General features: G+C 54.6%; 22 protein-coding genes and 1 pseudogene. 6 read left to right on the top strand and 17 right to left on the bottom strand.

Translation table 11 applies throughout. From position 1 onward, the window contains the following. Window positions 1-52 precede the first annotated feature (52 nt). Both ACL02P_RS22725 and ACL02P_RS22720 read left to right on the top strand, forming a co-directional pair. A complete protein-coding gene (locus ACL02P_RS22725) occupies window positions 53-217 on the top strand; it encodes an IS3 family transposase (protein ID WP_412838132.1) in 165 nt (54 codons plus the stop codon). A gap of 411 nt (window positions 218-628) precedes the next feature. After that, a pseudogene (locus tag ACL02P_RS22720) lies at window positions 629-1,849 on the top strand (phosphodiester glycosidase family protein). A 127-nt stretch (window positions 1,850-1,976) separates the two neighbouring features. Here ACL02P_RS22720 and ACL02P_RS22715 read toward each other — a convergent pair. The 11 genes from ACL02P_RS22715 to ACL02P_RS22665 form a co-directional block, all read right to left on the bottom strand. Beyond that, window positions 1,977-3,170 (bottom strand): sugar ABC transporter permease, encoded by a 1,194-nt coding sequence (locus ACL02P_RS22715; protein WP_009224642.1) that lies wholly within the window; start codon window positions 3,168-3,170, stop codon window positions 1,977-1,979. Between the two features lie 2 nt (window positions 3,171-3,172). Continuing rightward, on the bottom strand, window positions 3,173-4,684 hold the full coding sequence (locus ACL02P_RS22710) for a xylose ABC transporter ATP-binding protein (RefSeq protein WP_260069766.1): 1,512 nt from the start codon (window positions 4,682-4,684) through the stop codon (window positions 3,173-3,175). 112 nt (window positions 4,685-4,796) lie between these two features. Beyond that, window positions 4,797-6,086 carry a D-xylose ABC transporter substrate-binding protein gene (gene xylF / locus ACL02P_RS22705; protein ID WP_412838131.1) on the bottom strand — a complete coding sequence of 430 codons (1,290 nt, stop codon included), beginning with the start codon at window positions 6,084-6,086 and terminating at the stop codon, window positions 4,797-4,799. Between the two features lie 57 nt (window positions 6,087-6,143). Then, window positions 6,144-7,715, bottom strand: coding sequence for a helix-turn-helix domain-containing protein (locus tag ACL02P_RS22700; RefSeq protein ID WP_412838130.1), 1,572 nt, complete (start codon window positions 7,713-7,715; stop codon window positions 6,144-6,146). A 22-nt stretch (window positions 7,716-7,737) separates the two neighbouring features. Beyond that, complete coding sequence (locus ACL02P_RS22695; protein WP_412838129.1) at window positions 7,738-9,177, bottom strand: sensor histidine kinase; 1,440 nt, start codon at window positions 9,175-9,177, stop codon at window positions 7,738-7,740. Further along, complete coding sequence (locus ACL02P_RS22690; protein ID WP_323075846.1) at window positions 9,174-10,154, bottom strand: sugar-binding protein; 981 nt, start codon at window positions 10,152-10,154, stop codon at window positions 9,174-9,176. Before ACL02P_RS22690 ends, ACL02P_RS22695 begins: the two co-directional genes overlap by 4 nt. Before the next feature lie 325 nt (window positions 10,155-10,479). Further along, window positions 10,480-10,890 (bottom strand): group II intron maturase-specific domain-containing protein, encoded by a 411-nt coding sequence (locus ACL02P_RS22685; protein ID WP_412838278.1) that lies wholly within the window; start codon window positions 10,888-10,890, stop codon window positions 10,480-10,482. A 3-nt stretch (window positions 10,891-10,893) separates the two neighbouring features. Beyond that, complete coding sequence (locus ACL02P_RS22680; RefSeq protein WP_260069761.1) at window positions 10,894-11,121, bottom strand: reverse transcriptase domain-containing protein; 228 nt, start codon at window positions 11,119-11,121, stop codon at window positions 10,894-10,896. A 595-nt stretch (window positions 11,122-11,716) separates the two neighbouring features. After that, window positions 11,717-11,956, bottom strand: a complete 240-nt coding sequence (locus ACL02P_RS22675) for a hypothetical protein (RefSeq protein WP_009224636.1) — start codon at window positions 11,954-11,956, stop codon at window positions 11,717-11,719. An 18-nt stretch (window positions 11,957-11,974) separates the two neighbouring features. Next, entirely contained in the window at window positions 11,975-12,709 is a 735-nt protein-coding gene (locus tag ACL02P_RS22670) for a hypothetical protein (RefSeq protein WP_009224635.1), read from the bottom strand. Between the two features lie 212 nt (window positions 12,710-12,921). Beyond that, a complete protein-coding gene (locus tag ACL02P_RS22665; protein ID WP_269724332.1) occupies window positions 12,922-13,905 on the bottom strand; it encodes a Gfo/Idh/MocA family protein in 984 nt (327 codons plus the stop codon). 190 nt (window positions 13,906-14,095) lie between these two features. On the opposite strand from ACL02P_RS22665, the gene ACL02P_RS22660 reads away from it, so the two are divergent. After that, window positions 14,096-14,854: an SGNH/GDSL hydrolase family protein gene (locus tag ACL02P_RS22660; protein ID WP_412838128.1), complete on the top strand. Its 759-nt coding sequence runs from the start codon at window positions 14,096-14,098 to the stop codon at window positions 14,852-14,854. A gap of 32 nt (window positions 14,855-14,886) precedes the next feature. Here the strand turns inward: ACL02P_RS22660 and ACL02P_RS22655 are convergent, their stop codons facing one another. Next, the gene (locus ACL02P_RS22655) at window positions 14,887-15,393 is read right to left on the bottom strand and encodes a CYTH domain-containing protein (protein WP_009224632.1); all 507 of its coding nucleotides are present in this window, start codon (window positions 15,391-15,393) and stop codon (window positions 14,887-14,889) included. Between the two features lie 165 nt (window positions 15,394-15,558). Between ACL02P_RS22655 and ACL02P_RS22650 the strand changes: the two genes are divergently transcribed. Continuing rightward, a complete protein-coding gene (locus tag ACL02P_RS22650) occupies window positions 15,559-17,388 on the top strand; it encodes a methyl-accepting chemotaxis protein (protein ID WP_009224631.1) in 1,830 nt (609 codons plus the stop codon). Between the two features lie 345 nt (window positions 17,389-17,733). Here ACL02P_RS22650 and ACL02P_RS22645 read toward each other — a convergent pair whose 3' ends face one another. Both ACL02P_RS22645 and ACL02P_RS22640 read right to left on the bottom strand, forming a co-directional pair. Continuing rightward, a complete protein-coding gene (locus ACL02P_RS22645; protein ID WP_412838127.1) occupies window positions 17,734-19,341 on the bottom strand; it encodes an amidohydrolase in 1,608 nt (535 codons plus the stop codon). A 65-nt stretch (window positions 19,342-19,406) separates the two neighbouring features. Then, the gene (locus ACL02P_RS22640; RefSeq protein WP_009224628.1) at window positions 19,407-20,366 is read right to left on the bottom strand and encodes an alpha/beta fold hydrolase; all 960 of its coding nucleotides are present in this window, start codon (window positions 20,364-20,366) and stop codon (window positions 19,407-19,409) included. A gap of 198 nt (window positions 20,367-20,564) precedes the next feature. Between ACL02P_RS22640 and ACL02P_RS22635 the strand changes: the two genes are divergently transcribed. Both ACL02P_RS22635 and ACL02P_RS22630 read left to right on the top strand, forming a co-directional pair. Then, entirely contained in the window at window positions 20,565-21,347 is a 783-nt protein-coding gene (locus ACL02P_RS22635) for a Cof-type HAD-IIB family hydrolase (RefSeq protein WP_009224627.1), read from the top strand. Between the two features lie 188 nt (window positions 21,348-21,535). Further along, entirely contained in the window at window positions 21,536-22,471 is a 936-nt protein-coding gene (locus ACL02P_RS22630) for an S-layer homology domain-containing protein (RefSeq protein ID WP_260069757.1), read from the top strand. A gap of 82 nt (window positions 22,472-22,553) precedes the next feature. Here the strand turns inward: ACL02P_RS22630 and ACL02P_RS22625 are convergent, their stop codons facing one another. The 3 genes from ACL02P_RS22625 to alr all read right to left on the bottom strand — a co-directional run bounded on the left by ACL02P_RS22625 (window position 22,554) and on the right by alr (window position 25,890). Next, window positions 22,554-23,921 (bottom strand): MATE family efflux transporter, encoded by a 1,368-nt coding sequence (locus ACL02P_RS22625; protein WP_412838126.1) that lies wholly within the window; start codon window positions 23,919-23,921, stop codon window positions 22,554-22,556. A gap of 6 nt (window positions 23,922-23,927) precedes the next feature. Then, the gene (locus tag ACL02P_RS22620) at window positions 23,928-24,860 is read right to left on the bottom strand and encodes an aldo/keto reductase (RefSeq protein ID WP_412838125.1); all 933 of its coding nucleotides are present in this window, start codon (window positions 24,858-24,860) and stop codon (window positions 23,928-23,930) included. A 238-nt stretch (window positions 24,861-25,098) separates the two neighbouring features. Further along, entirely contained in the window at window positions 25,099-25,890 is a 792-nt protein-coding gene (alr, locus tag ACL02P_RS22615) for an alanine racemase (RefSeq protein WP_412838277.1), read from the bottom strand. Between the last annotated feature and the right edge of the window lie 14 nt (window positions 25,891-25,904).

Genomic DNA, 25,904 nt, shown 5'->3' with positions numbered 1-25,904 from the left:
ACCCGGAAATCCTTATAGATCAAGGCCTCAGATTACTGCAAAACGCTCAATTATGAAAACGGAGTTCATTAACCAGATGAGCTTCCACAGCCTTCTTCATCTAGAGGTGGAACTGTACGATTACATCAACTGGTTCAACAAGCATCGGATTCACGGAACACTGGGATACCTGACACCTGTTCAGTATCGTCAAGAAGCCCTTAATAAAGTTGTCTGATTTACTGTTGACAATCCATACTCATGCTCTCTACTCTCTCGCACATTGCCATTACCCCTCTACTCTACTCTCTATCACCGCTGTTGCTCATCCACTCTACGCTCTCTACCCCTGTATATCCGTCCTACTCTCCCTCACACCGCTGTTTATTCGCCGCACTCCCTCTCTCGCGCCCAATGTATATGAAAAATCATATACAATTTAACGATTTCTGCGGTTTTAAGGGAATGTATATGAAATTTCATATATATTTGCCCAGTTTCGAGAGAATTGATCGAAATCTATATGAAAAACCGAATATATTCCAATTTTTTCGTCGTTGGCACCCTTTTGTATATGAAAAATCGAATACATTTCCGATATTACCTAAAGAAGCGATTCCCAATATACATAAAAGGAGAAACCAACTTGATGAACAAAACGAGCATATTCTATCGCGCCTTTGCGAAACGCCTGCTGCTTCTAGGGTTCGCCCTGGTCTGCCTCATCTCCGGCGGCATCAGTTGGGCCTCTGCCCCCGCTCCCGCCTCCGCCGCAGGCACGGCGACGGCGGCGCCTGCCAAAAACGTCGTCCTGCTGGACGCTTCCAGCGGACATGCCTTTGTGCCCAGCCGGGCCTTAAACGGACTGAACGGTATCCAGGTTCAGTGGGATGCAGCCCGGCAGCAGTTGACGATCGCGCAGGGCGAAGCCACGTCCGCGATCCTGAAGGTCGGCTCCGCCAAGGCCGAGGTTAACGGCGAGCCGACCACCCTAGCCGACGCGCCGTTCCCCCAGGCCGGCGCGACCTACGTGCCGCTGCAATTCGTCAGCGCCACGTTCAATTTGCCGGCGGAATGGGACAAAACCGCCGGCTCAGTTACCCTGGGTCAAGGCGATGCCCGCTTGACCCTGCCGTATACAAGCCGCAGCGCGCTCACCAGCGCCGGCGCCTCAAAAGCGATCGTCAGCGCGCGCAAGACGTTTAAAGTGGGCGGACGTTCCTTCTCCACGCAGATGGTCACCATCTCGTTGATGGATCCCAAAGTCCGCCTGAAGGTGGCGCTCGCTGGCGACGCGGTCGGCAAGGTCGAGGAACTGAGCAGCCTCGCCAAGCGCCATAAGGCTGTCGTTGCCATCAACGGCACGTTCTTCAACGCTTATACAGATAACGCCTACAAAGCTCCTTAAGGCTATATCGTCAGCGGCGGCGAGTTGAAGATGAAAGCTTCCGGCGACAAGCGCACCATCTTCACCTATGACTCCAACCTGCTGGCGCGGTTGATCCCCGGCGATGACTTCAACGATGCCTTTAACGCAGGCACGATGGAGGGAGCGCTTCAAGCCGGGCCGCGCCTTGTGGTCAATGGCAAAGTAGCCGTTGACGTCAAAGCGGAGGGCTTCAAGGACCCGAAAATTCTCACCGGCGGCGGTGCCCGCAGCGCCTTAGGCCTCACGCGCGACCATAAGCTGATCCTGCTGACCACCGGCGGCGCCACGATTCCGCAGCTCGCGGAAATCATGAAGCAAGCCGGCGCGTACCAAGCGATGAACCTCGACGGCGGCGCCTCCAGCGGCCTGTATTATAACGGGAAATACCTGACCCAACCGGGCCGCAAAATCAGCAATGCGCTGATCGTCACCTACCAATAAGCAAGAAAGTCAACAGCAACGAAGCGACCAACCAACGTAAGACCATCAACAATCAAAACGGCACTTCCAAGGAGTTCACCCCGCAGGGACAAGCTCCAAAGAAGTGCCGTCTTTTTACATCACCCTCTTATCTCAACCCTTTACGCCGATTCGAAATGTCGAGCCAAACCGCAAAGACGAGGATCGAGCCCTTCACCACGTATTGCCAGAACGACTCCAGCCCCATCAACGACATCCCATTGTCGAGCGAGGTCATGACGAGCGCTCCAATTAAGGCGCCCAGCACCGTACCCGCACCGCCCATCAGCGATGTCCCGCCGATGACGCAAGCCGCGATCGCGTCCATTTCCGCCATGTTCCCGGCGGTGATCGTCGCCGAAGCGAGGCGCGACGTCAATACAATCGACGCGATGGACGCCAGCAACCCGCTGAGCAGGAAGACGATCATCGTCTTGCGGCGGATATTGATGCCGGACAGCCGGGCCGCTTCCAGGTTGCCGCCGATCGCATAAATGTGCCGGCCGAAGGTTGTTTTGGTGGACAGGAAGTAGAAAATGGCCGCCAGCGCGATAACGAAGATGATCGGGAACGGAATGCCCTTGTAGGCATTCATCACGAGCACGAAAGCGACGACCAGCAGGGAGAGCGCGGCCATCTTGATCACGTCCACTGCAAATGGCGCCACCTCAAAGCCGTATTTCTGCCGGGAACGACGTTTGCGCAGCGTGCTCCACACAATCAGGCCAATGGCCAATATCCCAAGGATGATGCCGAATCCCGAGGCAAAATACGCGTTACCCAGCAGCGCCAGCACTTTATCGGAGACCGGGATCGTCATCGATTTGGTCACGCCCATCAGCGTGCCGCGAAAGACCATCATGCCCCCCAGCGTGACGATAAAGGCGGGGATCATTTTGTAGGCGACCAACCAGCCCTGCAGCAAGCCTAAGATCGCGCCAGCTGCCAGCGTAGCGAGGATCACCACAATCGCCGGCAGCCCCAGCCAGTTGCTGAAAATCGCGGCAAGCCCGCCGGTCAACCCCACGATGGAACCCACCGACAAGTCAATATGCCCGGCGACGATCACCAAGACCATCCCAATCGCCAAAATCGACGTCACCGACATTTGCGTAAACAGGTTGGATAAGTTCCGCGCCGTCAAAAAAGTCGGGTCCAGCAGGCCAAACAGCACCCAGATCAACACCAGTGCGCCCACCATCGTGTAGGCCCGCACGTCCATTTTGCCGAACAGGCTGCCCCAAAGCGTCGGCTTTAAGGCGGCCCCATCCGTTTGTTTACCTAGTTCCTTTTGAAGCTCCATGTTTATTTCCCTCCCGTAGCGGCTTGCATGATATTTTCTTGGGTCGCTTCGCGCCAGTCGAACTCCCGGACAAATTTGCCTTCGCTCATCACCAGAATTCGGTCACTCATCCCGAGCACCTCTGGAAGCTCCGAAGAGATCATGATGATGGCCACGCCCTGGTCGACCAGCTGATTCATAAGATGATAAATCTCGTATTTCGCCCCGACATCAATGCCGCGGGTTGGTTCGTCCATGATGAGAATTTTCGGGTCAGACATCAGCCATTTGCCGATAACAACCTTCTGCTGGTTCCCGCCGGACAATGTGCCGACAGGGGTTTCCAACGACGCGGTTTTCGTCTTTAAATCCTGCACATATTTCAGACCCCAGCGGATTTCCTCATTATCGTTAATCACGCTTAACTTCGAGACCTTAGCCAACGTCGCCAGCGTTGTATTCGTCTTGACGTCCATCCCCATGACGAGCCCTTGACGCTTGCGATCCTCGCTGACGAGGGCGAGTCCGGCGCGGATGGCGTCGGAGACGGAGCGAATCCGCACTGGATTGCCTTCTACGAAGATCTCCCCCGTCGCCTTACCGCCGTATGCGCCAAACAGGCTGCTGACCAGCTCGGTCCGGCCGGCCCCCATCAACCCCGCGATGCCGAGGATTTCCCCTTTGCGCACCCGGAAGCTGACATCCTTAATCACCCTCTGATTCCGCTTCTCCGGATGCCACACGTTATAGTTCCGAACCTCCAGCACAGTATCCGATGGGCGATGCTCCACCCGTGGGTACCGTTCCGTCAGCTCCCGTCCGACCATCATCGACACGACCTGGTCATCATTCGTTTCCTTGCGATCCAGCGTCGCTATCGTGCGACCGTCGCGAAGCACCGTAATCGAGTCGGCCAGAGCAAACACCTCCGGCATCTTGTGCGAAATATAAACGCAAGACACCCCTTCGCTGCGCAGCTGATTCAAGATGTCCATCAGGATCGCCACTTCACTTTCCGTTAAAGCGGCCGTAGGTTCATCCAGAATCAAAATCTGCGTATGCTTGGACAACGCCTTGGCGATCTCCACCAGCTGCTGCTGGCCGATGCCGAGACTGCCGATTTTCGTATCCGGAGAAATATTCAGCCCAACCCGCTTCAGCCACTGCGCCGCGTTATGATACAGCTCATCCCACTGGATCACGCCGCGTTTGGTTGGTTCCGCCCCAAGGAAAATATTCTCGCCCACCGTCATCTCCTTCACGAGCGCCAGCTCCTGGTGAATGATGGCGATGCCGGCTTTTTCTGCATCGGCAATGTTGTGGAACTGCTTCTTCTCGCCGCCGATGACGATGTCCCCGCTGTAGGTGCCGGCTGGGTACAAGCCGCTCAGCACCTTCATCAGCGTTGATTTACCCGCTCCGTTCTCGCCGCAGAGCGCGTGGATTTCCCCTTTACGCACTTGGAAGTTCACGCGGTCAAGGGCTTTCACGCCGGGAAACTCCTTGCTGATATTCACCATTTCCAATACATACATAGGCTTAGCTCTCCTTCATTCGCCTAAGGATCGGCGAAAAGCGCGAAACCAAGGAGGCGCCGAACGCTCCCTGGTTTTCGCCGCTTCCGCCCTTACCGATGTCCGGTTCGCATTACTTCGGCCATTGATCCTTTGGTACGTTTTTGTACACGTCCTCCAGCTTGTGGAACCCGTCTTCAATCACGACGTTCAGGCTATCCTTGTTGACCGGAATTGGATCCAGCAGCACGGAAGGCACGTCAATTTTGCCGTTGTTGACGGTTTTGTCCGCTTTTACTTCCTCGCCTTTGGCGGCCGCAACTGCCATTTCCGCAGCGGTGATGGCAATCGATTTAATCGGTTTGTAGACGGTCATCAGCTGCGTACCTTCGGCGATCCGTTGGACTGCGGCCAAGTCCGCGTCCTGCCCGGATACCGGGATTTTGCCGGCCATACCTTGTGCGTTTAACGCTTGGATTACCCCGCCGGCCGTGCCGTCATTTGCAGCGACCACGCCCTGAATGTCATTGTTATTGGCGGTCAGCGCATTCTCCATATTCTTCAGTGCTTCTTCCGGCTTCCAGTCCTTGGAGAACTGGTCATATACAATCTTGATGTCGCCTTTCTCCTCCAGCGGCTTCAGCACGTTCATCGCGCCTTCCTTGAACATGTGCGCGTTGTTATCGGTGTCCGCACCGCCGATGTAAACGATGTTGCCCTTTGGTGCCGCTTCAATTACAGCGCGGGCTTGAAGTTCGCCGACCCGAACGTTATCGAAGGAGATGTAATAGTCAACGTCCGAGTTTCTGATCAAACGGTCATACGCGATGACCTTGATGCCTTCTTTGTGCGCTTTTTCCACGATGGGTGCGGTTGCTTCGGCGTTGTGTGCGATGACCACCAACACGTCAACGCCTTGCGAAATCAGTTGCTCCGCCTGGCTCAACTGCGTTGCGTCGTCACCGTTCGCCGCAAGCACCTTCACTTCGCCCCCGAGCTCTTCGACTTTGGCGGTGAATAAATCCCGGTCCTTCTGCCACCGTTCTTCCTTCAGGGTGTCCATCGACATGCCGATGACGATTTTCCCGTCGTCCTTGCCTCCAGCCGCGCTCTCTGCATTGTTCTTTGTGTTCCCGCTGTTGGCGCTGCCGTCCGAAACAACCCCGCAGCCTGCCAGGGTGGAAGCTAACAAAATGGCTGCCAAGCTTAACCGTACAAAATGACTATGTTTTTTCACTACGCCTACGCCCCTTCTTTTAAATAATCGTTTGATGATTCCGCTTACAAAAATATCGTAGCATCGCTCCTCGCGCTTCGGTTCGGTCAAAGCCTGCACTTGTTTGCGCTTGTTCTGCATTCCTTTGCCATCGGATGTAAATGCTTTCAAACCGAACGCTTTCACTGGATTTTTTTGTGCAATCACAACAAAAAAGTCCTTGTCTGGGACAAGGACTCACCTAAGCTAACCGAACGGACGGACTTATTCGATTTCGATTTGCTGGCGATATTCACTGGGGGTGATGCCAACGGATTTCTTAAATACCCGGCTAAAATAATTCGGGTCTTTGTAGCCCACCTCATAACAGATTTCCTTCAGGCTTAACGAGCGCCCGGCGATCAGCCGCTTCGCCTCCTCAATCCGCAGTCGGGTGAGATAATCGCTAAAATTCTCTCCGGTCTGCAGCTTAAACAATTTGCTGAAGTAGTAAGGACTGAGATTCACGTATTCCGCCGTCTGCTCCATCGAAATCTCTTCTTTGAACCGCTGGTTGACGAATAGGATCGCCCGCTGAAGCACATGTGAACGGCTGCGTTCCTTCCGTTCCCGCAGGCCGTCGATCCAGCCGCCAAGCCGGTGCAGCGCGCGCTCGCGCAGCGATGCCGTATCCTCGCAGGCGCTCAGATCCTCGATTAACTCGGGACCGTCCCCCGCCTCCACGCCGCGGCTCAAATAGAGGAGCAACCCAATTACATCCCCGCGCAGACGCGGAAAATAATCCGACCGCCCCCCTTTCAGGCGTTCGAACAGCAGGTCAAAGCGCTCGGCTGCTTCGGGTTTGTCCTGCCGCAGCAGTGCATCCAGCAGCTTCTTCTCCTCATCCAGCGGAATCGCGGGGCCGCCCGAGCTTTCGGCGATATCGTCATAATGTCGGACGCAGACGATGTCCTGCTCCTCCGCACAGACGCGAACCGCTTCGCGGTACGAGCGGCTTAGCCCGTCCCAGCCCTCGCGGACCCCGCCGATCCCGACGGACAACGGCAGCCCAAACCGCTCCTCCACCTGGCTGCGCAGCCGCTCGCCCCATTCCAACGCCATCACCCGCTGCTCATACCCCGGCCGTCCCGGCGGCAACGGGATAAACAAAGCGATCTGATGGCCCACCACCGGGCTGACAATGCAGGACAAGCCCGGCTTCGCCCATTGCTTGACCGCATCGTAAATCTCCTTCTTGACCACCTGGAAGCTGGCCCATTCCTTGGGGGTGTGCTTCACAAATGACAATACCATCGCGTAGCCTTTCCTCCACTTGAGGTTCAGCATTCGGGCCAGTTGGTCGGCCTCGACCTCCTGCGCATACTCCAGCATTAACATCAGCGACAGTTCGTTCTCCGCCAGCGGCAGCAGGTGGGAGAGCTTCTCCTGCAGGGAGAGCTGCTCGTCGCGGGCCCGCTTCGCCTCTTCGGTCTCAGCGATTAGATGCTTCAGTACGTCTACGATCTCTTCCCGCCGAGCCGGCTTCAGCAAATATTCCCGTACGCCTAGCGCCAGCCCCTCCTTCGCATAGGCAAAATAATCATGGGCCGTGATAATAACCACCCGTGCCCCCGGCTGACGGGCCATAATCTCCCGCACCGCTTCTAAGCCCTGTATCCCCGGCATTTTGATATCCATAAAAATAAAATCCGGCCTTTCCTCCTCCGCCAGCTGGATCGCCCGCCTCCCATTCTCCGCATGAACAAAACGGAACGTATCCGGCATCGCGTGGCTGATCATCATTTCCAGACCTTCCCGTTCCAATGCTTCATCGTCCGCAATCAGCAAAGTGTACAATTCGGATTCCCCCTTCCCTGTCCTATGAAATCCCTACGCGAAGAGGCAGCGTAAACCGGACGGCGGTTCCAGCCCCTTCCTCGCTGTCGATCTCGATTTGTTCCTCTCCGTCAAAAAATAAATGCAGCCGCTTGAACACATTATGCGTACCCAAGCCGGTCGAATGCCTTTTACCCCCCATCTGCGGAGCGTCGCCGCGTACCGATTGCAGCAGCCGATCCACCGTCTCTCGGCTCATGCCAACCCCGTTATCGCGGATTTCAATCTCGACCCGATCCCCCTCGCCAAGGCGAATCGCCAGCTCCAGCACAGCCCCTTCCTCCATCTGTTCAATGCCGTGTACAAAAGCGTTCTCCAGAATCGGCTGCAAGGTTAAGCAAGGGACTCTCCCGTCCAGTGCGCGTTCGTCGATGTTCATCCTGAAGGCAATCCGATCGCGGAACCGCGCCTTCTGGATGTTCATGTATTCCGTAACATGGGCCACCTCCTCGCGCAGCGGGACCGCCTGGTCAAGCTTCTGCAAGTTGTAGCGCAGCAGACGAGACACGGAAACAGCCAGGTCGCTTGTCTTGGTTGCCCCTTCGAGATAGGCCAGCTTGGAGATGGAGTTTAAAGTATTAAATAAAAAATGCGGATTGATCTGGCTTTGCAGCGTCTTGAGCTCCAGCTCCTTCACCAGCCGGTCCTTCTCCAAGTTGTTGATATTCTCCGCCATCAGCTGCTGGATGTTGTCAATCATTCCATTAAACGCCCGGCACAAAATACTAATCTCATCGTTGCTGTCGCTCTCCGGCGCTTTCGTGTCCATCCGCCCTTTGGAGATCTGCTTGGCAGTCGCGACCAGCCGGCGGATCGGATTGGTAATGCTGCGCGACAACCAAATCGCCAGCAGAATGCTGAAGGCCGCTGCCGTCACCACCAGCAGAATGCCCAGCTTGTTCAGATTTCCGGTCGCATCCATCATCTCTTCGTAAATCGGCTTATATTGCTCCAGCTCCAAGTCGACCAGCTCCTGAGCCTCCTCGCGGATAAAGCGCTGCGTCTGCTCGGCTTCGATATAAGCCCCGGCCATCGTATCGGAATCCTCGTAACTGATCCGCTCGATCATCGCCTCGGCCTGCTCCAGGAACGTGTCGATCAGGTTGCGGTAATTGGCGAGGGCCAGGTCGCTTCCGCCAATCGTCCGGAGCCCGTCGAGATCCGATCGCAAGGACTTGACCGCATTCAAATGCTTTACGACTTCGGGCAAGCTCTCCTGATCCAACTGCATAATGAATCGGTTCATCGACCGCATGTTCTCTCCCACCTCGTAGGAGATCTCTTTGTACAGCAAGATGCGCTTCATCATCAAGTGGTAGCTCTCCTGAACACTCTTTCCGCTTTGGAACAGGAAAAACGATACCGAACTCATCACCAGCACGAACAGCGGGATGAACAGAAACAACTTGCGGCGGATGCTCATAAACTCTCGCCCTCCTCCACGTTGTGCGCATTCAGCACCTTCACTTCCGTGAAGTAAGCCTTCTTCAGCGGTTGTCCCCCAAAGTGCTCATAAAGGAGCCGAACGGCCGTTTCCCCCATCAAAAAAGGCTGCTGCGCAACCGTCGCTTCGATCTCCCCCTTGCGAATCGCCTCCAGCGTTTCCTTCTGATTGTCGAAGCCGATAATCGTCAGGTCGTCGCGGTTTTTGGCCGCCTGCAGCATGCCAAGCGCATCGGTTGCACTGGTGCCGACCATAATGGTGATCTCCGGATGGTTCCGGAGCATGTTGGCCGCCTGCTGAATCGCCTCCATGTGGGAGATGTTCGAGCTGCGAACGTCCACGATCTCCAGCCCCTCGTGTTCGGCGACGATTTTCTTCAGCCCGTCCAGCCGCTGCAGCTGGTTGGCGGCCTGATCGCTGCCGATGATCACGCCGATCTTGCCTATCCCGCCAGTCGTCTCCACGACAAGGCGACCCAGGCGCTCGCCCGCGGCTAAATTGTCAGTGCCGACATAAGTCAGCCGCTGGCTGTTTGGCGCATCGGTGTCGATGGTCACGACGGGGATGCCGCGGCGTACCGCCTTATCGATGACCGGCGTAAACCGCTCTTCATTGAGCCCCTGCACGATAATCGCGTCGACGCGGGCGGCGATCGCTTTTTCCAGCAGGTTCAGTTGCTCTTCCATGTTGTTGCGCACCGGCCCCGTGAACTCGATGTCGATTCCATACTTCTCCGCCGCCTCCGCTGCACCTTTCTCCACCATTTCCCAATAGGGATGGTAGCGCTCTTGCTCGATCAGCACGATATGATAGCGTGGCTCTCCGCTCGCGGGCTGCCCTTGCAGCTCCTTGACAATGCTGCCGATTTTCCCCGAGTACCTGGCAAAGCCGATAAACAAATAGACCAAAACCACGATGCAGATCATGATGCCCGCCAGCCATTTCTTGTCCTTCATGAACCAGTTCACCTCTTCCGATAATCCTATCTCAGGATGTAAACGGTTGCAACTAGGTTTGATAAAAGCTATCTAACAGCGGGCCCTTTCAATATTCAGATCTCAGGCCTGTCAAGCCTCTACGTTTCTCAATTACATGATTGTGAAGGAGAGAATGATTGTCCCTTTAAGATTTATATCCGAAAATACGGGGGGCGATAGTGGGGGATGATAGCAATCAGAAGAGTGTAATTATCGTAAGTAGGTTCAATCGGATAGGAGGCTACCCAATAATGGAGTAGCCGACCTTCCACACCACCGTACGTACCATTCGGTATACGGCGGTTCAACCGCTTGAGTGCAATTGACGTAATCGCTCGTATTGAGCAGGGAAGTCATAATACCCTGCTCGTGCGAGCCTTTCGTTTGTTACAGAGCGATTTAATATTGCGCTTCCGGCTACACGCCAATAGCCCAATCGAGTGTTTCCCCATGGGTATGCCTGCCACTCCGGTATTCCCAGCTTTCGCAGGTTTTGCACCCTCGTCTTCGGCTTCTTCCATTGTTTCCAGATGTACATCCGCATCCGTCTTCGCAGCCATTCATTCCAGTTCTGCAGAATTCGCTTCATGTCCGCTACATAGAAATGGCCGATCCAGCCGCGAATGTAGACCTTTACGTTTTCCATGACTTGCCGTGCATTTCTGCCTTGGCTTCGACTCGTTAGCTCTTTTAGCTTCTTCTTCGCTTTGGCCAGGGATTAACGATGTACGCGTATGTATACGCCGTCTCCGTTCTTTCCCAAAGCAAATCCGAGGAATTTGAAGTGCCTTTGCGCTAAGACGCTAACGACCTTGCTCTTCTGCGTATTCATTTGGAGCTTTAGCTTCTGTTCCAGATACTTCCGGCTGGATTCCAGCAGTCGTATGGCTGCTCGCTTACTCTTTGCTAGCACCACGATGTCATCGGCATAGCGGATCACCTCCACGCCTCGGTTTCCATCTCCTGATCAAATTCGTTTAGATTGTTCAGCCCTTCCGCTCGCCGCTGTCCCGGCTCCGCGTACTATGGCCTCTGCTGACTTCTCACAGCAAGCTTTACTCCATGCTTCGGATTTTCCTGCTCCATGTCTGTGAGACCTCCCCGGGTAAGAGCGATAACTTTCCCCTCATCTATCTGCCACATTTACATGATGAGATTCGGGCAGTATTGGACTTTACTTTGTCGTGCAAGCTCGTCCGTCTCACCATGCCTTGTATGTGATTTCTGTTCGTCAGACCGAGGGTTTGCCTCCGGCTTCCTTCAGATTCCGCCTCGCGACGGACACCCTTGCCCTTGGCTAACAGTTCCTACTGCCAAGCCTGTAGCGGACTTTCACCGCCTAGTTATCGCCCATGCCGGGCGCACACGAATAAGCCCAAACTGGCCAACCAGTTTGGGTTTGATTTCTATTTATTCTGCGGAAATCGAAGCGTCTGCCGCGTGCAGCAGGCCGAAATTGGCTTCTGACGTCCACCATTAGCTCGCGACAGCTTCGAATGGAATGAACAGCCTAGCTATCGGACAATATTTATTTTAGCTGATTATTTCTCCTTTTGGATTTCTGCCCAAATCAGATAGATCAGCCCCGCAATTAATGCAATAATTTCAGGAATCATCGAGTAAGAAAAGGTTGCCCCCATGGCATTGCTAAATGTACCTTCAGCAAAATTGCCATTCTTTTGCCCCATGATTGCAGCCACTAGTAAGTGAGTTGAATTACGGAATATAAATAACATTGCCGCGATCACGATTAGGATTGTACCGGTACCTCGTTTATTCATAACTTGTCACCTTATATTTCAGTTGGGTTTAGTGCTGCTCTCTTTTACTGTATAGAGTCCGTCGGGTAATCCAGCATTTCCTGGTTTGGCTATATAAACATCAAGAAAATAGGTTTTGTCCACAATTTTCACATTAGTAAAACCATCAAAATTCCATACTTCTTCATGCATAGTTCCATAGGAATTACTCATATTGGGGGTATATTCCATCCAGGAATATTTGTGGGGTGGAATTTTTTGTGTAACAGAATCGCTATCACTGTAAGTATTACTCCAAGAAGAGCCTACTGTTACACCTGCTGTGAATGCGTTTTTCGCATACGTGGAGGTAAGGGATACATTGCTTGTATAAGATTGCGAAGCAGTGAAAGAAATAGTCCGGGTCACTTCCTGACTTGTTTCATTGTATACAGGAACAGAAATCCTACGAGTTAAGTCGTTACGATACACGGATTGAATAAAACCAGCCTCAGTATATATGCTCATGTCTATTAATGCAAAAGGAGTTATTTCGTCTGGTTTCAATTCATTAGCAACACCATCATTTTTGTTTAGTTTTGCCTGGTTTATATTCTTTTGTCTCTCAATCTCTTGTACTTTATGGTTATTTTGTTCCATAAGTACCTCGTATTCTGTTGCACTTAACTCTTTTTTCACGCCATTTTCAACTAAGATCGCTCTAACTACTTTAATCTCTTCTGAACCTATACTCCCACTCTCAGCAAAAGTCGAAGGAACTGCGAATGCAAACATACTTACCACAAGTGACAGGACGACAGGAAACTTCCCACAAGTGACAGGACGACAGAAAACTTCGAAAACTTCATTACAAATACCACCTTTCCTCTCTAAGGATAATTTGAGATAAATTTACATTAATAGAATACAACATACAGTGGTATTTTTCAATTTTTAACAATTAAAACCTTTAAATAATTTTAAGCGGGCGACAACACTGCCGCCCTTTATGCCTCGTCCGCTGCGAACCGCAGGCCAAACTGGCGTCTGGCTTCCTCCATCAGCTCGGCGACAGCCAGCGAACGGGCATGCGTATTGATCTGGCTCTCCCGCTTGCCGCTGAGAATCAGCTCAATGAACTCCAGCGCCTCGTAGTACATCGACTCCTGCGGCTGGAAGCAGGTCAGCTCCTCGGTTGTGCCGTCACGGTACAGGATTTTGACCTCATACGGCTGGTTGATTCGATCGATCACGATCGTTCCGTATTCCCCCTGGATTTCCGTTGGCAAATAGGAGTCGGTAATTTTGGAATACATAATCACGCCGTCCATCTCCGGATAACGCACAACGAGACTGCCTTCCCCGTCTACGCCTGAAGACAGCATGATCGCCGAAGCCTGCACGGATTCCGGTTTCCCGAACAACGTCACCATCGGATAGATACAATAAATGCCGAGGTCCATCAAAGCCCCGCTGGAAAACGCAGGATTAAAGGCATTCATCACCTTGCCCTGCTTAAAGGCGTCATACCGCGAAGAATACTGGCAGTAGCTTGAAAAATAACGCCGCACCTGGCCGATTTTGTACAAATTATCCTGAACGGCCCGGAAGTTCGGCATCAGCGTCGATTTCAGCGCCTCCATTAACAGCACGTCATTGCGGCGAGCCGCTTCGATCATCCGGCGAACCTCTGCCGCATTGGACGCCATCGGCTTCTCGCATAACACATGCTTGCCGTGGTCCATCATCAAGATGGCCTGCTCCGCATGAAATGAATTCGGGCTGGCGATGTAAACGGCATCGACGTCAGAGCTGGCCGCTAAGGCTTTCAAATCCGTATATACCTGCGGATCGCCAAACTTGGCAGCAAACTCTCTGCCCTTCTCCTCGGTCCGGGAGTAAACCGCCGTTAAGGCAAATTGCTCCGTTTCCAGTGCTGCCTGAATAAAACGTTCCGTAATCCAGTTCGTTCCAATCGTGGCGAAACGTATCACATTGATTTCCTCCCTTTGTTCATGGTTGCTTCACTCGTATTCTCTCATTCCCGGTTAGACTTGTCCACTTTCGCATGCTTCCGTTTTCTTGTCAATACGAACTGTTTACTTGCACAGGCGAAGAGAACTCATCTACAATAGATATAACGAAATGAACAAGGTTTCGGGGTTTAAGAGGGGTGATATTGTGATCAACGACAGCAAGTTTTTTTCCAAAAATGAAATCAAGTATATGGTCAGCGGAGACTCCATTTCCAAAGGCGTCATCTATGATGAACAACGTCATAAGTACGTCGTCTTGGAGAACAATTATGTTTCACTGCTGCAGCAGAAGCTGAAGGGTGCGGTTCATAATACCGCGCGGTTTGGCAACACGTTAATGAAGGGGCTCACGAACCTCAAGAGGGACGTGGAGAAAGATAAACCCCACATCATCTTAATCGAGTATGGAGGCAATGACTGTGATTTCAACTGGAACGAAATTGCTGAGCATCCCGATGCAGAACACCACCCGAAAACCGACTTTTCCTTATTCGAAAAAATGCTGACCGAAGCGATCCAATTCGTTAAGAGTCAGAACATTATACCGGTCCTGATGAGCTTGCCGCCGCTCAACGCCGACAATTACTTCAAATGGGTCAGCCGCAACGACCCGGAAGCGGAGAAGAACATCCTGAAATGGCTGGGGAGCGTCACAAAGATTTATTGGTGGCAGGAACGGTACAATTCAACGATTCTGAAAGTATCGGAAATGACCAAGACCAAAATGATCGACGTGCGCGGCGCATTTCTGGAGCACCCCGATTACACGAAGTTCCTCTGCTCAGACGGTATCCATCCGAACGAAGACGGTCACCGGATCATCTGCGATAAGGTGCTGGAGTTCGTCCGCAATAACTACCGGTTCTTGCTGCGGGAAGGAAGCGGCGGATTGGCGCTGGAATAGAGAACTGTCATAGAACGAGAGACCTGAGGATGTCAGGTCTCTTTTTTGCGGGCTTGTAAATCGCGCCATACCTTCTTGTTGCTGTATTCCTTGCTGGTGCTGATGTCCGGGCCAAACCAGGCCGGCGGCTCAAAGGACCGCGCCTCTTCCTCCGAGCTAAACTCCACTTCGAGCACGATAAAATCGATCTGGTCGTAAACGTCGATCTCTACTGTACGCTTGTCCCATTCGGCAGTCACCCGTCGTTTGGTCAAAGGGATCGCCTGATGAATCGCGATAATCTGCTCATACAGCCCCTCCGAAATGGACACTTCCACTTCTTCGCGGGACAGGCCAAACCCTCTTTTGAAGGTATGCGTATATTGAATCTCTCCGGTACGCAAATCCTCGATCCTGCGAACCCGCAGCTCCTGATCCTCATGCAGAGCTAGATACGTCTGGTCGATCGCATGTTCCGACCGAACCACCAGCGCTCCCTCTCGAATCAGTTGCTCCGGATACGCCGGTAACAGAAACTTGCGTTCAATTTCCAGCGACAACGGAAAAAACCTCCTCATGTTCTTTTCAGTAAAAATTCAGTATCCGTTCATCGTGAATTCAGCGGTCTTTCATGCTCCATTCAGTTGTTATTCATGCTGGATTCAGTCCCCCCAGATACACTGGACATATCCATTATACGAATACATACCTAGGGGGACAATCACGTGAAACTCATCCAAGACATGAAGATTGCGCTAAAAATCCGCTTGCTGGCGTATTGCCTGTTTGCGTTTCTCCTTATCATCGGTGTCGTGGGTCTTCGGGAAATTTCCAACGTTAACGACAAGCTGGAGGAACTGAATAACGAACGGCTCGTGCCGATCGTGAAGCTGGAGGAGCTGAAATCGAGCATGATTGCGGCGAGCACCTCGGCCAACAGCTACATGAACGCCTCCGATGACGAAGAACGCGCTTCGCTGAAGGAGGAAATCACCGCAACCTTAACGAAGATCGAGGCAAGCTTGTCCGAATATAACGATGAAACTGACCAAGCGACTGTAAGCAATGTATTGACTACATACGCAGCATATACTGAGGCGTTGGACAACTTCCTGACGACGTACCAGAACGGCATGACCGGTCCAGGAGGCCCAGGGGCGAACGCGCCTGCAACGGAGGAGGCCGCTGAAGCGGGTGCTGAAGCAGGGGATGCAACAGGGGTTGCGGCGGGGGCAGACCCAGCCGCCGAACCGGCAGGGGAACCCGGCGGACCTCCAGCAGAAATGACCGCCTTGGATACGGCGAAAGCCGAATTGATCGACGCGATGGACGGCTGGATCAATGAACATATCAATGAAGCGCGGCAAACCTATGAAGACAGCAAAGCGGTCTACCGTTCCACCTGGATCACCATGTTGATCCTGCTGGCCATTTCCGCCGCCGTCACTGTCGTTCTGGCATTGTTTATTATTCGCGCCGTCGTCCATCCGATTGAAAAAGTAACCGCCAAGCTGAAGGAGATTGCCGACAGCAACGGCGATTTAACCGGGCGAATCGGTTATCGCAGCAAGGATGAGCTCGGCGTGCTCAGCCAAAGCTTTGACGCCTTTATGGCCAAGCTGCAAACGATCATCGGGGAAATCATCGCCTCCAGCGGCACGATGTATTCCGCCAGTCAGTTGCTGAGCCGGGCAACGGGAGAAACCACCGCTTCACTGGAAAACATCTCCGCCACGGTACAGCAGATCGCTTCCGGCACCTCGGAGAATGCCGCTGTCGCGGAGGAAACGTCCGCCAGCTTAACCGATATGGCCCGGTTCTCCGAATCCACGGCCATCGCCAGCAAACATACAGCGGAGAAGAGTAAAATCGTCGGCGAAGCCGCAGCCAACGGGGCGATGAAAATTACAGAGATCGAAGAGGCCATTACCGATATCGAGTCGTCAACCCGCCTCGTTACGTCAACGATCCGCCAGCTTAACGATTCATCCGAGCGCATCGCCAACATGACCGAGCTGATCGCCGGCATCTCTGCCCAAACCAATCTGCTGGCGCTGAATGCCGCGATTGAAGCGGCCCGCGCCGGGGAAGCCGGCAGAGGATTTTCCGTCGTGGCCGATGAAATTCGCAAGCTGGCCGATGAGAGTCGGATCGCCGCTCAAGAGATCGCCGATGTGGTTGCCGACAACCAGTTGAAGTCGGCGGAAGCCGTAGCCTCGGCCAATGAAGCGGCCGGCAAGGTGCAAGAAGGCGTGGAAAAAGCGGCGGAGGCAAAGCGCAGTATCGATCATATTCTGGGCAGCGTGCAAGAAATCATCGGCCAGATCGCCCGCATCGATGAGGATAACGATCGGCAGGCGCAGAGCACCCGGGAGATGGAGAAAGCGATCAGCAGCATCGCGATCGCGACCGAAGAGATCGCCGGAGGCACGGAGCAGATTAGTAGCAGCATCCAGCAGCAGCTCGCCACGATGAACGAAATCGACGGCACCGCCGACCAGCTGGCCGCGATGGCGAAGAAGCTGCAGGACATGACCTCCGGCTTCACGGTGTAAGGATGTTCAGGCACCATGCTCGAGCACAACAAAGAAAGCCGTCCCGGGAGTTCAAGCTCCCTGGGACGGCTTCTTTAGGTCATATCGGAAATCTATTCGAAATTTCATATATAAAATGGTGCCAACGAAGAAAAAAAGGGAATCTATTCGGTTTTTCATATAGATTTAGGCTGTTTCTCTCGGAAATGAGCAAATGTATATGAAATATCATATAGATTCCCTTAAATCCGCCCAAATCGTTAAATTGTATTCGATTTTTCATATATGTTAGGCGCGAGAGGGGAGTGGGAAGGCTCAACAGCGGAACAAGTTGCTGGACATGACCTCCGGCTTCACCGTGCAAGTCTATGGCGCCCGGTAACCGATCTCCCCGTTGACGATGGTCATCCGCACCTGGACTTGGAGAAGCTGCTCGGGATCGCCTTCGATCTCCCGGTCGATGACCGTAAAATCCCCGGCTTTCCCCACGGCGATCTCCCCGCGCTCCTCCGCTTCCCCGGCGGCCTGTGCACTGCCGCGGGTAAAGAGCGCCAAGGCTTCCGCCGTCGAGAGCTTCTCCTCGGGCAGATAGCCCTCGTGCGTCTCCCCCGGCGCCCGCCGGGTCACCGCCGCATGCAGCCCGAGGAACGGGCTGAGCGGCTCAATTGGCGCGTCGCTGCCGCCGGCGCAGGCGATTCCGGCCGCCAGCAGCTTCTTCCAGGCGTACAGGTACTCCGTACGCCCTTCCCCCACCCGCTCCAGCACCCAGGGGAAGTCGCTGGCCACGAACCGCGGCTGGATATCCGCCGCGAGCGGCAGCGCGGCCATGCGCTGGACGAGCCCGGCGTCCAGCACCTGCGCATGGATCAGCCGGTCCGGGAGCCGGCTGCCGGAGATCAGCGGCTGCGCCTCCATCGCGCGCAGCGTGAGATCGGCGCCGCCGTCGCCGATCGCGTGCACGGCGATCGGGAAGCCCTGCCGCCGCGCCTCGCGCACGATCTCGGCGAGCCGCTCCTCCGGATGGATCGCCATGCCCCGGGTGTGCGGCGCATCGCTGTACGGCTGCTTTAGCAGCGCGGTGCGGCCGCCGATCGCTCCGTCGGCGAACAGCTTCACCGCACCGATACGCAGCCAGTCATCGCCGTCGCCGGCCCGCACCCCAAGCTCTTCCGCCTCCTCCAGGAACGGATAGTACAGCAGCTGGTGGGTGCGGAAGGCGATCCCTTCCTCGCGCAGCTCGCGGCAAATCCGCCGCATCGTCTCGATGCTGCCTAGAAACCGCAGGTCCTCGGTATGGGCAGCTGTGAGCCCAAGGCGCAGCGCGTCGAGCCAGGCGCGGCGGATGGCGTCCTTCTTCGCGGCGTAGTCCGGTTCGGGCTGCGCCCGGGTGAACGGCACCGACGCCTCCTCATACACCCAGCCGTTTAAGCGGCCGTCCTCGTCTCTGCCGTAAGCGCCAGCTTCCGGATCCGGCGTATCCGCCGTAATCCCCGCGCGGCGAAACGCCTCGGAGTTGGCCAGATACGCATGGAAGCAGGTGCGCGTCAGGAAGATCGGATGGCGGTCGCTGGCCGCATCCAGCTCCTCCAGCGTTGGCGCAGCGGCAGGCACGAACCGATTCTCGTCCCAATTCAAGCCGAGAATCCACTCGCCGGGCGGCGTCACGGCAGCGCGCTCCCGCACGAGGCGCAGCATCTCCTCCTTCGAAGTGACGCCGCTGAAATCAAGCATGGCGAGCTTCATGCCGTGCATGGACAGGTGCATATGCGAGTCGGTTAAGCCGGGGAGCACCACGGCCCCTTCCCAGTCGACGGTACGCACCGCCCGGCCCGCCAGCTGCAGCTTGAGCTCTGCCGTCCTCCCGATGGCGCGAATGCGCCCATTCTCCACGTATATCGCATCCGCTTCTTTCTCGGAGAGTCCGCTCTGCTCCAACGTTTGGATTCTCCCGTTGATAAATAACGTGCCTGTCACGAACACCGCTCCTTTCTGCCTATCCGTCGGCCTGTGTGCCTGCTTTTTTTCACGGCAGACTTACATTACATCCCAAGCATAAACTGAACGATCTTATCGTGCATTCCCGGCAGCCCTTCATGACCGAAATCCGGGTAGATTTCCAGCTTCTTCGGCGAAGTAATCGCGTTGTATGCGGCAAATTGCGTGGACGGCGGGCAAATCTCGTCCATCAATCCAACGCCCATCAGCACTTCGGCTTGAATGCGGCTGGCCAGATGGTGCACGTCAATGTAGCCTAGCTTGGCAAACAGCTCCTCCTCCCGCTCATGCTGCGGATCGAAGCGGCGGAAATACAAACGCAGCTCCTCGTATGCGTTTTTGGCCAAATCCATCTCCCATACCCGGCGGTAATCGGAGAGGAACGGATAAACTGGAGCAGCCCGGCGAACCCGCGGCTCCAGCGCTGCGCAAGCTAACGTGATCCCGCCGCCTTGCGACCAACCGGTAACGCCAACGCGATTCTCGTCGATCTCCGGCATATCCATCGCGATCCCCGTCAATTGCACGGCATCCAGGAAAATATGGCGGAACAACATATTTTGCGGATCCCCGTCTACCCCGCGGATGATGTGGCCTTGCAGCGTATTGCCGATCGTTCCGCCGACATCCTCCGATTTGCCGCCTTGGCCGCGGCAGTCCATCGCAAAGACATGGAAGCCCAGCGAGGCGTACCCCAGCTTCTCGGTCCAGTCCCCGGCATTCCCGGAATAACCGTGGAACAGGATCACGGCCGGCGCCGGGCCATCCGATTTAGCCGGACGCACGTATTGCGCATGGATGCGGGCTCCCTTTACCCCGGTAAAATAAAGATGATAACATTCCACACCCGGCAGCTGATATTCGGCCTTTTCCAATCGCACCTGCGGATCAACCGCGCGCATTTCCCGCAGCGCGACCTCCCAATAAGCGTCGAAATCCGGCAGCTTCGGGTTCATTCCTTTGTACTTGCGTAACTCGTCCAAAGGCTTGTCGATAACCGGCATTGACCTCTTCCTCTCTCCACAATAGGGTCTAATTTTACCGTCCGGCTGAACTGTAGCAGTTGCCGGGCCATCGCTCACAGTATAGCTTGACAACGCTTTCTATACAAGAGGAAGGAGAAGTATGACCAGTTTGCGTGCCCATGGTACACTATTTTTATAGATGAAGATAAAAAAAACGAACGGATAGGAGCCATACAGATGAACAACAACTACAAAATCGTCTTCTTTGATCTCGACGGCACGCTGCTGAACGAGGACAAGCAAGTCCCTCAGGATACAATCCAGGCCATCGCTGAATTAAAAGCAAACGGTATCGAGCCGGTCATTGCGACCGGGCGGGCGCCGTATTTTTTTGAACCGATCGCCAAGCTGCTGGGCATCGAATCCTTCGTCAGTCTGAACGGCGCTTACGTCGTCTACCGGGGCGAGCCGCTGCTCCAGCGGCCCCTGCCCGCGCAAAGTCTCCGGAAGCTCGTCGAGCTGGCCGGACGTCATCAGCATCCGCTGGTGTTTCAGGGGCATGAACGCTACTGCGCCAATACCGAGGCTCACCCCTTTGTCGTGGAATCCATTAATTCCCTGAAGGTCGAGCATCCGGGATTCGATCCGGAATTTTGGAGCAAATCCCCGGTGTATCAAGCCTTTCTGCATTGTGAGGAGCAGGACGAAGCGCTGTACGATGGGCAATTCGAGGACTTGCGTCTGATCCGTTGGCACCCGAAAGCGATGGATGTGACGCTCCGCGGCGGCTCCAAGGCGGTAGGCATCGCAGCCATGCTGGAGCGTCTCGGCATCCCCCTGTCCGCTGCTGTAGCCTTCGGGGACGGTTTGAATGATAAGGAAATGCTGCAGGAAGTAGGTTTGGGGATCGCCATGGGCAATTCCTATCCGGAGCTGCTGCCTTATGCCGATTATGTCACGGCTGCCGTGGATGAGGGCGGTATCCGTCAAGGGCTGCGTTATGCGGGACTGATTAACTGAGACTGTTCGCAAAAAATGGGAGATTCTTTGAAACATCTGCAGCCCTTCCTGCGTCAAAGGGTTAAACCAAACTGAATCCGGAAGGAGGGAAATGATACCCAAAGCCTCGCCGGACGCTGCGCAAGAGCAGAGCAGCCGGCGGATCGGATGCGTTTAACTCACTACTGTTTCCAGGAGGGATTTTGCGAATGAAACCGAAAAGAACTTTCTCTTTCTCTAAACTTTCAAAGCTGACGCTGCTAATGGTCATCGCGTTCACGATGATGTTTGGCGGTACGGCCTCAGCTTTCAGCGACATTAAAGGCGACAAGGAGCAGAAGGCGATCGAACGCCTGGAGAAGCTGGGGATCATTAAAGGCGGCCTTCACGGTCGTTACTACCCGGCCCAGAAGCTGACGGGTGCTGCAGCCGTCTCTCTGATCGTGAAAACGCTGGACCTGAACTTCGATACGGTCCGGTTCATCCAATTGCCAAAAGCCAGCAACTATTACACCAAGGTGAAAGATAACGCTTGGTATTCCGAAGCCTTCGTGATCGCGAACTACTACGGGCTGGACATTCCGAAGGACATCAACCCGGCCGCCAAAGTGACGAAGGAGCAATTCAGCCACTGGCTGTTCAAAGCGCTGAGCACGAAGGGCGAATACGCGTTTACGATGCAATATTTGTCCATCAATGATGAGAAGCAAATCAACAAAGACTATATGAACAGCATTCAAGCGCTTCTGAAAGCCAAAATCGTCACCCTGGATAAGAAGGGCAACTTCGGACCGAAGCAACCGATCTCCCGCAGTGAAGCCGCAGGCATGCTTGACCGGACGCTGCAATTTATCAAAGACAATGAGCCGATTGTGAACCCGATTCCCGGCCTGTACGATTTTGGAGTGAGCACAGACAAAATCACCAGTGACGTGACGAAAGTGAAGATCACGGCGATGGCGCCGCATCCGGGCTACGGCCTGGAAGTGTCGAATATCTCCTTTAAAGACGGCAAGGCGATCATCGACTATCGCGTCGTAGAGCCTCAGCCAGGACAATTTTATCCTCAGGTCATTTCCGAGGTGAAGGCCGTCACGTACATTCCGGCCGGATACCAGCCGGTGCTGGGCGCCCAATCGAAATAACCCGCATGATATGAAAAAAGAAAGGACCGCATGGGTCCGGCAGCAGCCGGACGATCGCGGTCCTTTCTTTGTTATGTGGAGTTTATGCTCGAGGCTCCGGGTTTCCAAACGTCCGAATCCACCGATAGCGATTCACCTTCACGATCGCCACCAAGCATTTCAGAATCTGATCGGATTTAAGACAGATAAACGTCAGCAGCGGCGATAACCCCAACACCGCAGCGCATAGAAAGGCGGAAGGCAACACGATCAGCCACATGAAGATAAAATCGTTGTACAACACAAATTTCGTATCTCCCCCGCTGCGCACAATTCCCGTCAGCGCCGGCATTTGGTAAGCCGTGCCTACCGCCGTAATGGAGAGCACCGTCATAAACTGCAGGGCCAGATCCTTCGATGCCGGGGATATGGCATAAAATCCCAGTACCATGTCTTTGATCAAGAAGAGCACCGCCCCCGTCCCCAAACCGATGATCACATAAAGCACCTGCAGCGTTTGGGCGTATGGCTTGATCTTCTCCGGATGTCCGGCGCCAATCGTCTTCCCGATGATGACGGCCGTTGCACTGGCCGAAGCGTACGTGACGACCGACACGATTTGGAAGACCGTCGTGGCGATGCTGTTCGCGGCGATCGCTGCTTCCCCCATATGCCCCAAGATCCCGGACTGTACCGCCATGGCCAGCCCCCAGAGGGCATTAGACATCAGGATTGGGGAGCCCACGCTAAGGTATTGCTTGAACGTGCCCCGGTCAAATTGGAAGAAGTCCCGCAGCGCGAACCGGATTTTGCGATCCACCCGCTTGAGATATCCCACCACGATGGCCAGCTCGATGATCCGGGCCGTTAACGTCGCTGCGGCCGAGCCGCGCACGCCCCAAGCCGGAAAGCCAAAATGCCCGTAAATCAGCAAATAGTTCAGGCAGACGTTGATCAGTAATGTCGATACGGAGAGGATAAATCCAACTCTGACCGTTTCCACGCTGCGCAGGGAAGCCAGCAGCAGATTGGTTGCCGCAAAAAAGAGATAGGAGAAGCCGATAATCCGTAAATATTTGGCCCCTTCAGCGATGACGCTGTCCTCGTTGGTGAATAAAGACAGGCATCCGTGCGGGAACAAGAACACCGCCAGCCACAGCAGCAACGCTAGTAGCAGCGCCAGGCGCATCCCGATGCTGGCCACCCGCTTGATGGTCCCCATGTCCCGCGCGCCCCATGCCCGTGACGACAGGATGACGACGCCCTCCCCTACGCCCAGCACGAGCATTTGCAGCAGGAACTGGATCTGGTTGGCCAGAGCTACTCCGGATAAGGCCGATTCGCTGTAACCGCCAAGCATGATATTGTCCGATAAGTTGACGCCAAAGGAAATGATGTTTTGCAAAGCAATTACCAGAGTCAGTCTGAAGAAGCTGCGATAAAATGCCTTATCCTGCACCATAAATTTCATTTGTACTTACCAGCCCAGCGATTTATACCGGATGTCCCGTTCCCAAAGCTCTTGCAGTTTTCGCAGCGATTCGTCCGGCAGGGCCGCGTCACTTGCAGCCACATTTTCACGGAGCTGGGCGCTGTTTCGGACACCGGGAATCACCGTCGTCACCTCGGGATACGCCAAAATAAAGCGCAGCGCCGCCATCGTCATCGTCGTTTGCTCATCTTCCAGGAAGCGAATTTGCTCCACCAGCTTCGCGCGGGTCTGAATCACTTCCGGAGACCAGCGGCTGCGAACGCCGGAGAACAAGCTGTTGCCGTCGTATTTGCCTGACAACCAGCCGGAATCCAGCGGCACCTTAATAATGAGCGCGACATCCTTCTCCTTCGCCGCCTGGAACGCCTGCGCCGTTTCCTGATAAAAGATGTTAAACATCACTTCCATTACGCCAAGCCGGGAATGCTCCAGCGCCTCCAACATCTCACGGCTGGAATCGACGGACACGCCGTACGCCAGGATTTTCCCTTCCGCTTTCAGATCCTCCAGCACCTGATAGTGGCCGTATTTGCCGTCCAGAACATCAAACGGCGGGTTGTGGATCAATACGGAGTCCAAATAATCGGTTTGCAGCCGCGTCAGGCTGCGTTCCACCGAATTGCGGATCTGAGATGCGGAATAATCGGTCCCTTCCGGGGAATGACCGAACTTCGTATTGATGACCGCTTTATCCCGTTTTCGTTCCAGCGCTTTGCCGAGTAAGACCTCGCTTTTGCCTTGACCGTAATTGGGAGCGGTATCAAAAAAATTCACGCCAAGGTCCAACGCCTCATGTACGAGGCGAATGGCCTCATCATCCTCCATCGCTGCCCAATCCTGCTTGTTGCCGAGCTGCCAAGCGCCAAAGCCGATTTCCGACACCTGCTTGCCGGTCGTTCCGTACCTTCTGTACTTCATCCTCTCACGCTCCTGCGATGTTTGGATTTTAAATAAAGGAACTCATGCCCCAATTCTAGACCGGATCATGTAAGCCGCGCAAGGAGTAATCCGGATCATTCCCACTCTACTTGAAACCTTCCCGCACGCAACGTTAAGATATATGACATAAAAGAGGTTTTTACGGAAAATACCGCAAAAACCCTCTTTACGAAAACCGGCACCTTGGATTATGATGCCATAAGCATGATACCTAATCTTACATATTTAAGTTTTGAGGGTAAACGCGCGGAACTCGGACTCCGAGCTGACAAACGACCTCATAGTTGATTGTTCCAATCCAATCGGCGACCTCGTCAATCGATATCGACGCCGCTTCGCCCGTTCCGCCGAAGAGGATGACCTCCTCTCCCGCTTGGACGCTCTCTACATCGGTGACATCCAACATCGTCTGGTCCATGCAAACTCGGCCGATGATCGGAACCCGATGCCCGCGAACGAGCGCAAACCCTCGGTTTGAGAGCGTCCGCGACAGCCCGTCGGCGTATCCGATGGGCACGGTGGCGATCAGCCGCTCCTCGGCTGCCCGGTACGTCCGGCCGTAGCCGACGGTTTGGCCCGGCTTGATCCGCCGCAGCGAAGCGATTTTCGTCTTGAGCTGCATCGCCTGCTGCAAAGGATATTCCGGCAAACGCAGCTGCGGCGAAGGATATAGCCCGTAGAGTGCGATCCCGATGCGAACCAGATCCAGGTGCATTTGCGGGAACCGCATCGTGGCGGCACTATTGCAGCAGTGCTTGATCGGCACATGCAGGCCGTGGGCCTCAAGGGCATCGAGGCAAGCCTGGAACCGGGCGAATTGCTCCAACGTATACGCCGGGTCAGGTCCATCCGCATCAGCGAAATGGGTAAACACGCCTTCAAGGATGACGAAGGGCGCAGCGGCTGCCGCAAGTTCAGCGAGCTCAATCACCGCCCGGGTGGTAGATAAGCCGATTCGGGACATCCCGGTATCCACCTTCAAGTGGATGCGCGCCCAGTACTGACGCATGAAACTGAGATGTA

Origin of the sequence: Paenibacillus sp. MB22_1, from assembly GCF_047200555.1 — a bacterium.
Lineage (GTDB): Bacteria > Bacillota > Bacilli > Paenibacillales > Paenibacillaceae > Fontibacillus > Fontibacillus phoenicis.
Note: the sequence above shows the minus strand (reverse complement) of the source record. Positions and strands in the feature narration are given on the sequence as shown.

Coding starts and splice junctions, on each gene's coding strand:
- ACL02P_RS22715 (WP_009224642.1), bottom strand. CDS start 3,170: ATGGAGCTTCAAAAGGAACTAGGTAAACAAACGGATGGGGCCGCCTTA.
- ACL02P_RS22635 (WP_009224627.1), top strand. CDS start 20,565: ATGAACAACAACTACAAAATCGTCTTCTTTGATCTCGACGGCACGCTG.
- alr (WP_412838277.1), bottom strand. CDS start 25,890: ATGCGTCAGTACTGGGCGCGCATCCACTTGAAGGTGGATACCGGGATG.
- ACL02P_RS22670 (WP_009224635.1), bottom strand. CDS start 12,709: ATGTTTGCATTCGCAGTTCCTTCGACTTTTGCTGAGAGTGGGAGTATA.
- ACL02P_RS22675 (WP_009224636.1), bottom strand. CDS start 11,956: ATGAATAAACGAGGTACCGGTACAATCCTAATCGTGATCGCGGCAATG.
- ACL02P_RS22640 (WP_009224628.1), bottom strand. CDS start 20,366: ATGCCGGTTATCGACAAGCCTTTGGACGAGTTACGCAAGTACAAAGGA.
- ACL02P_RS22625 (WP_412838126.1), bottom strand. CDS start 23,921: ATGAAATTTATGGTGCAGGATAAGGCATTTTATCGCAGCTTCTTCAGA.
- ACL02P_RS22620 (WP_412838125.1), bottom strand. CDS start 24,860: ATGAAGTACAGAAGGTACGGAACGACCGGCAAGCAGGTGTCGGAAATC.
- ACL02P_RS22710 (WP_260069766.1), bottom strand. CDS start 4,684: ATGTATGTATTGGAAATGGTGAATATCAGCAAGGAGTTTCCCGGCGTG.
- ACL02P_RS22725 (WP_412838132.1), top strand. CDS start 53: ATGAAAACGGAGTTCATTAACCAGATGAGCTTCCACAGCCTTCTTCAT.
- ACL02P_RS22690 (WP_323075846.1), bottom strand. CDS start 10,154: ATGAAGGACAAGAAATGGCTGGCGGGCATCATGATCTGCATCGTGGTT.
- ACL02P_RS22630 (WP_260069757.1), top strand. CDS start 21,536: ATGAAACCGAAAAGAACTTTCTCTTTCTCTAAACTTTCAAAGCTGACG.
- ACL02P_RS22695 (WP_412838129.1), bottom strand. CDS start 9,177: ATGAGCATCCGCCGCAAGTTGTTTCTGTTCATCCCGCTGTTCGTGCTG.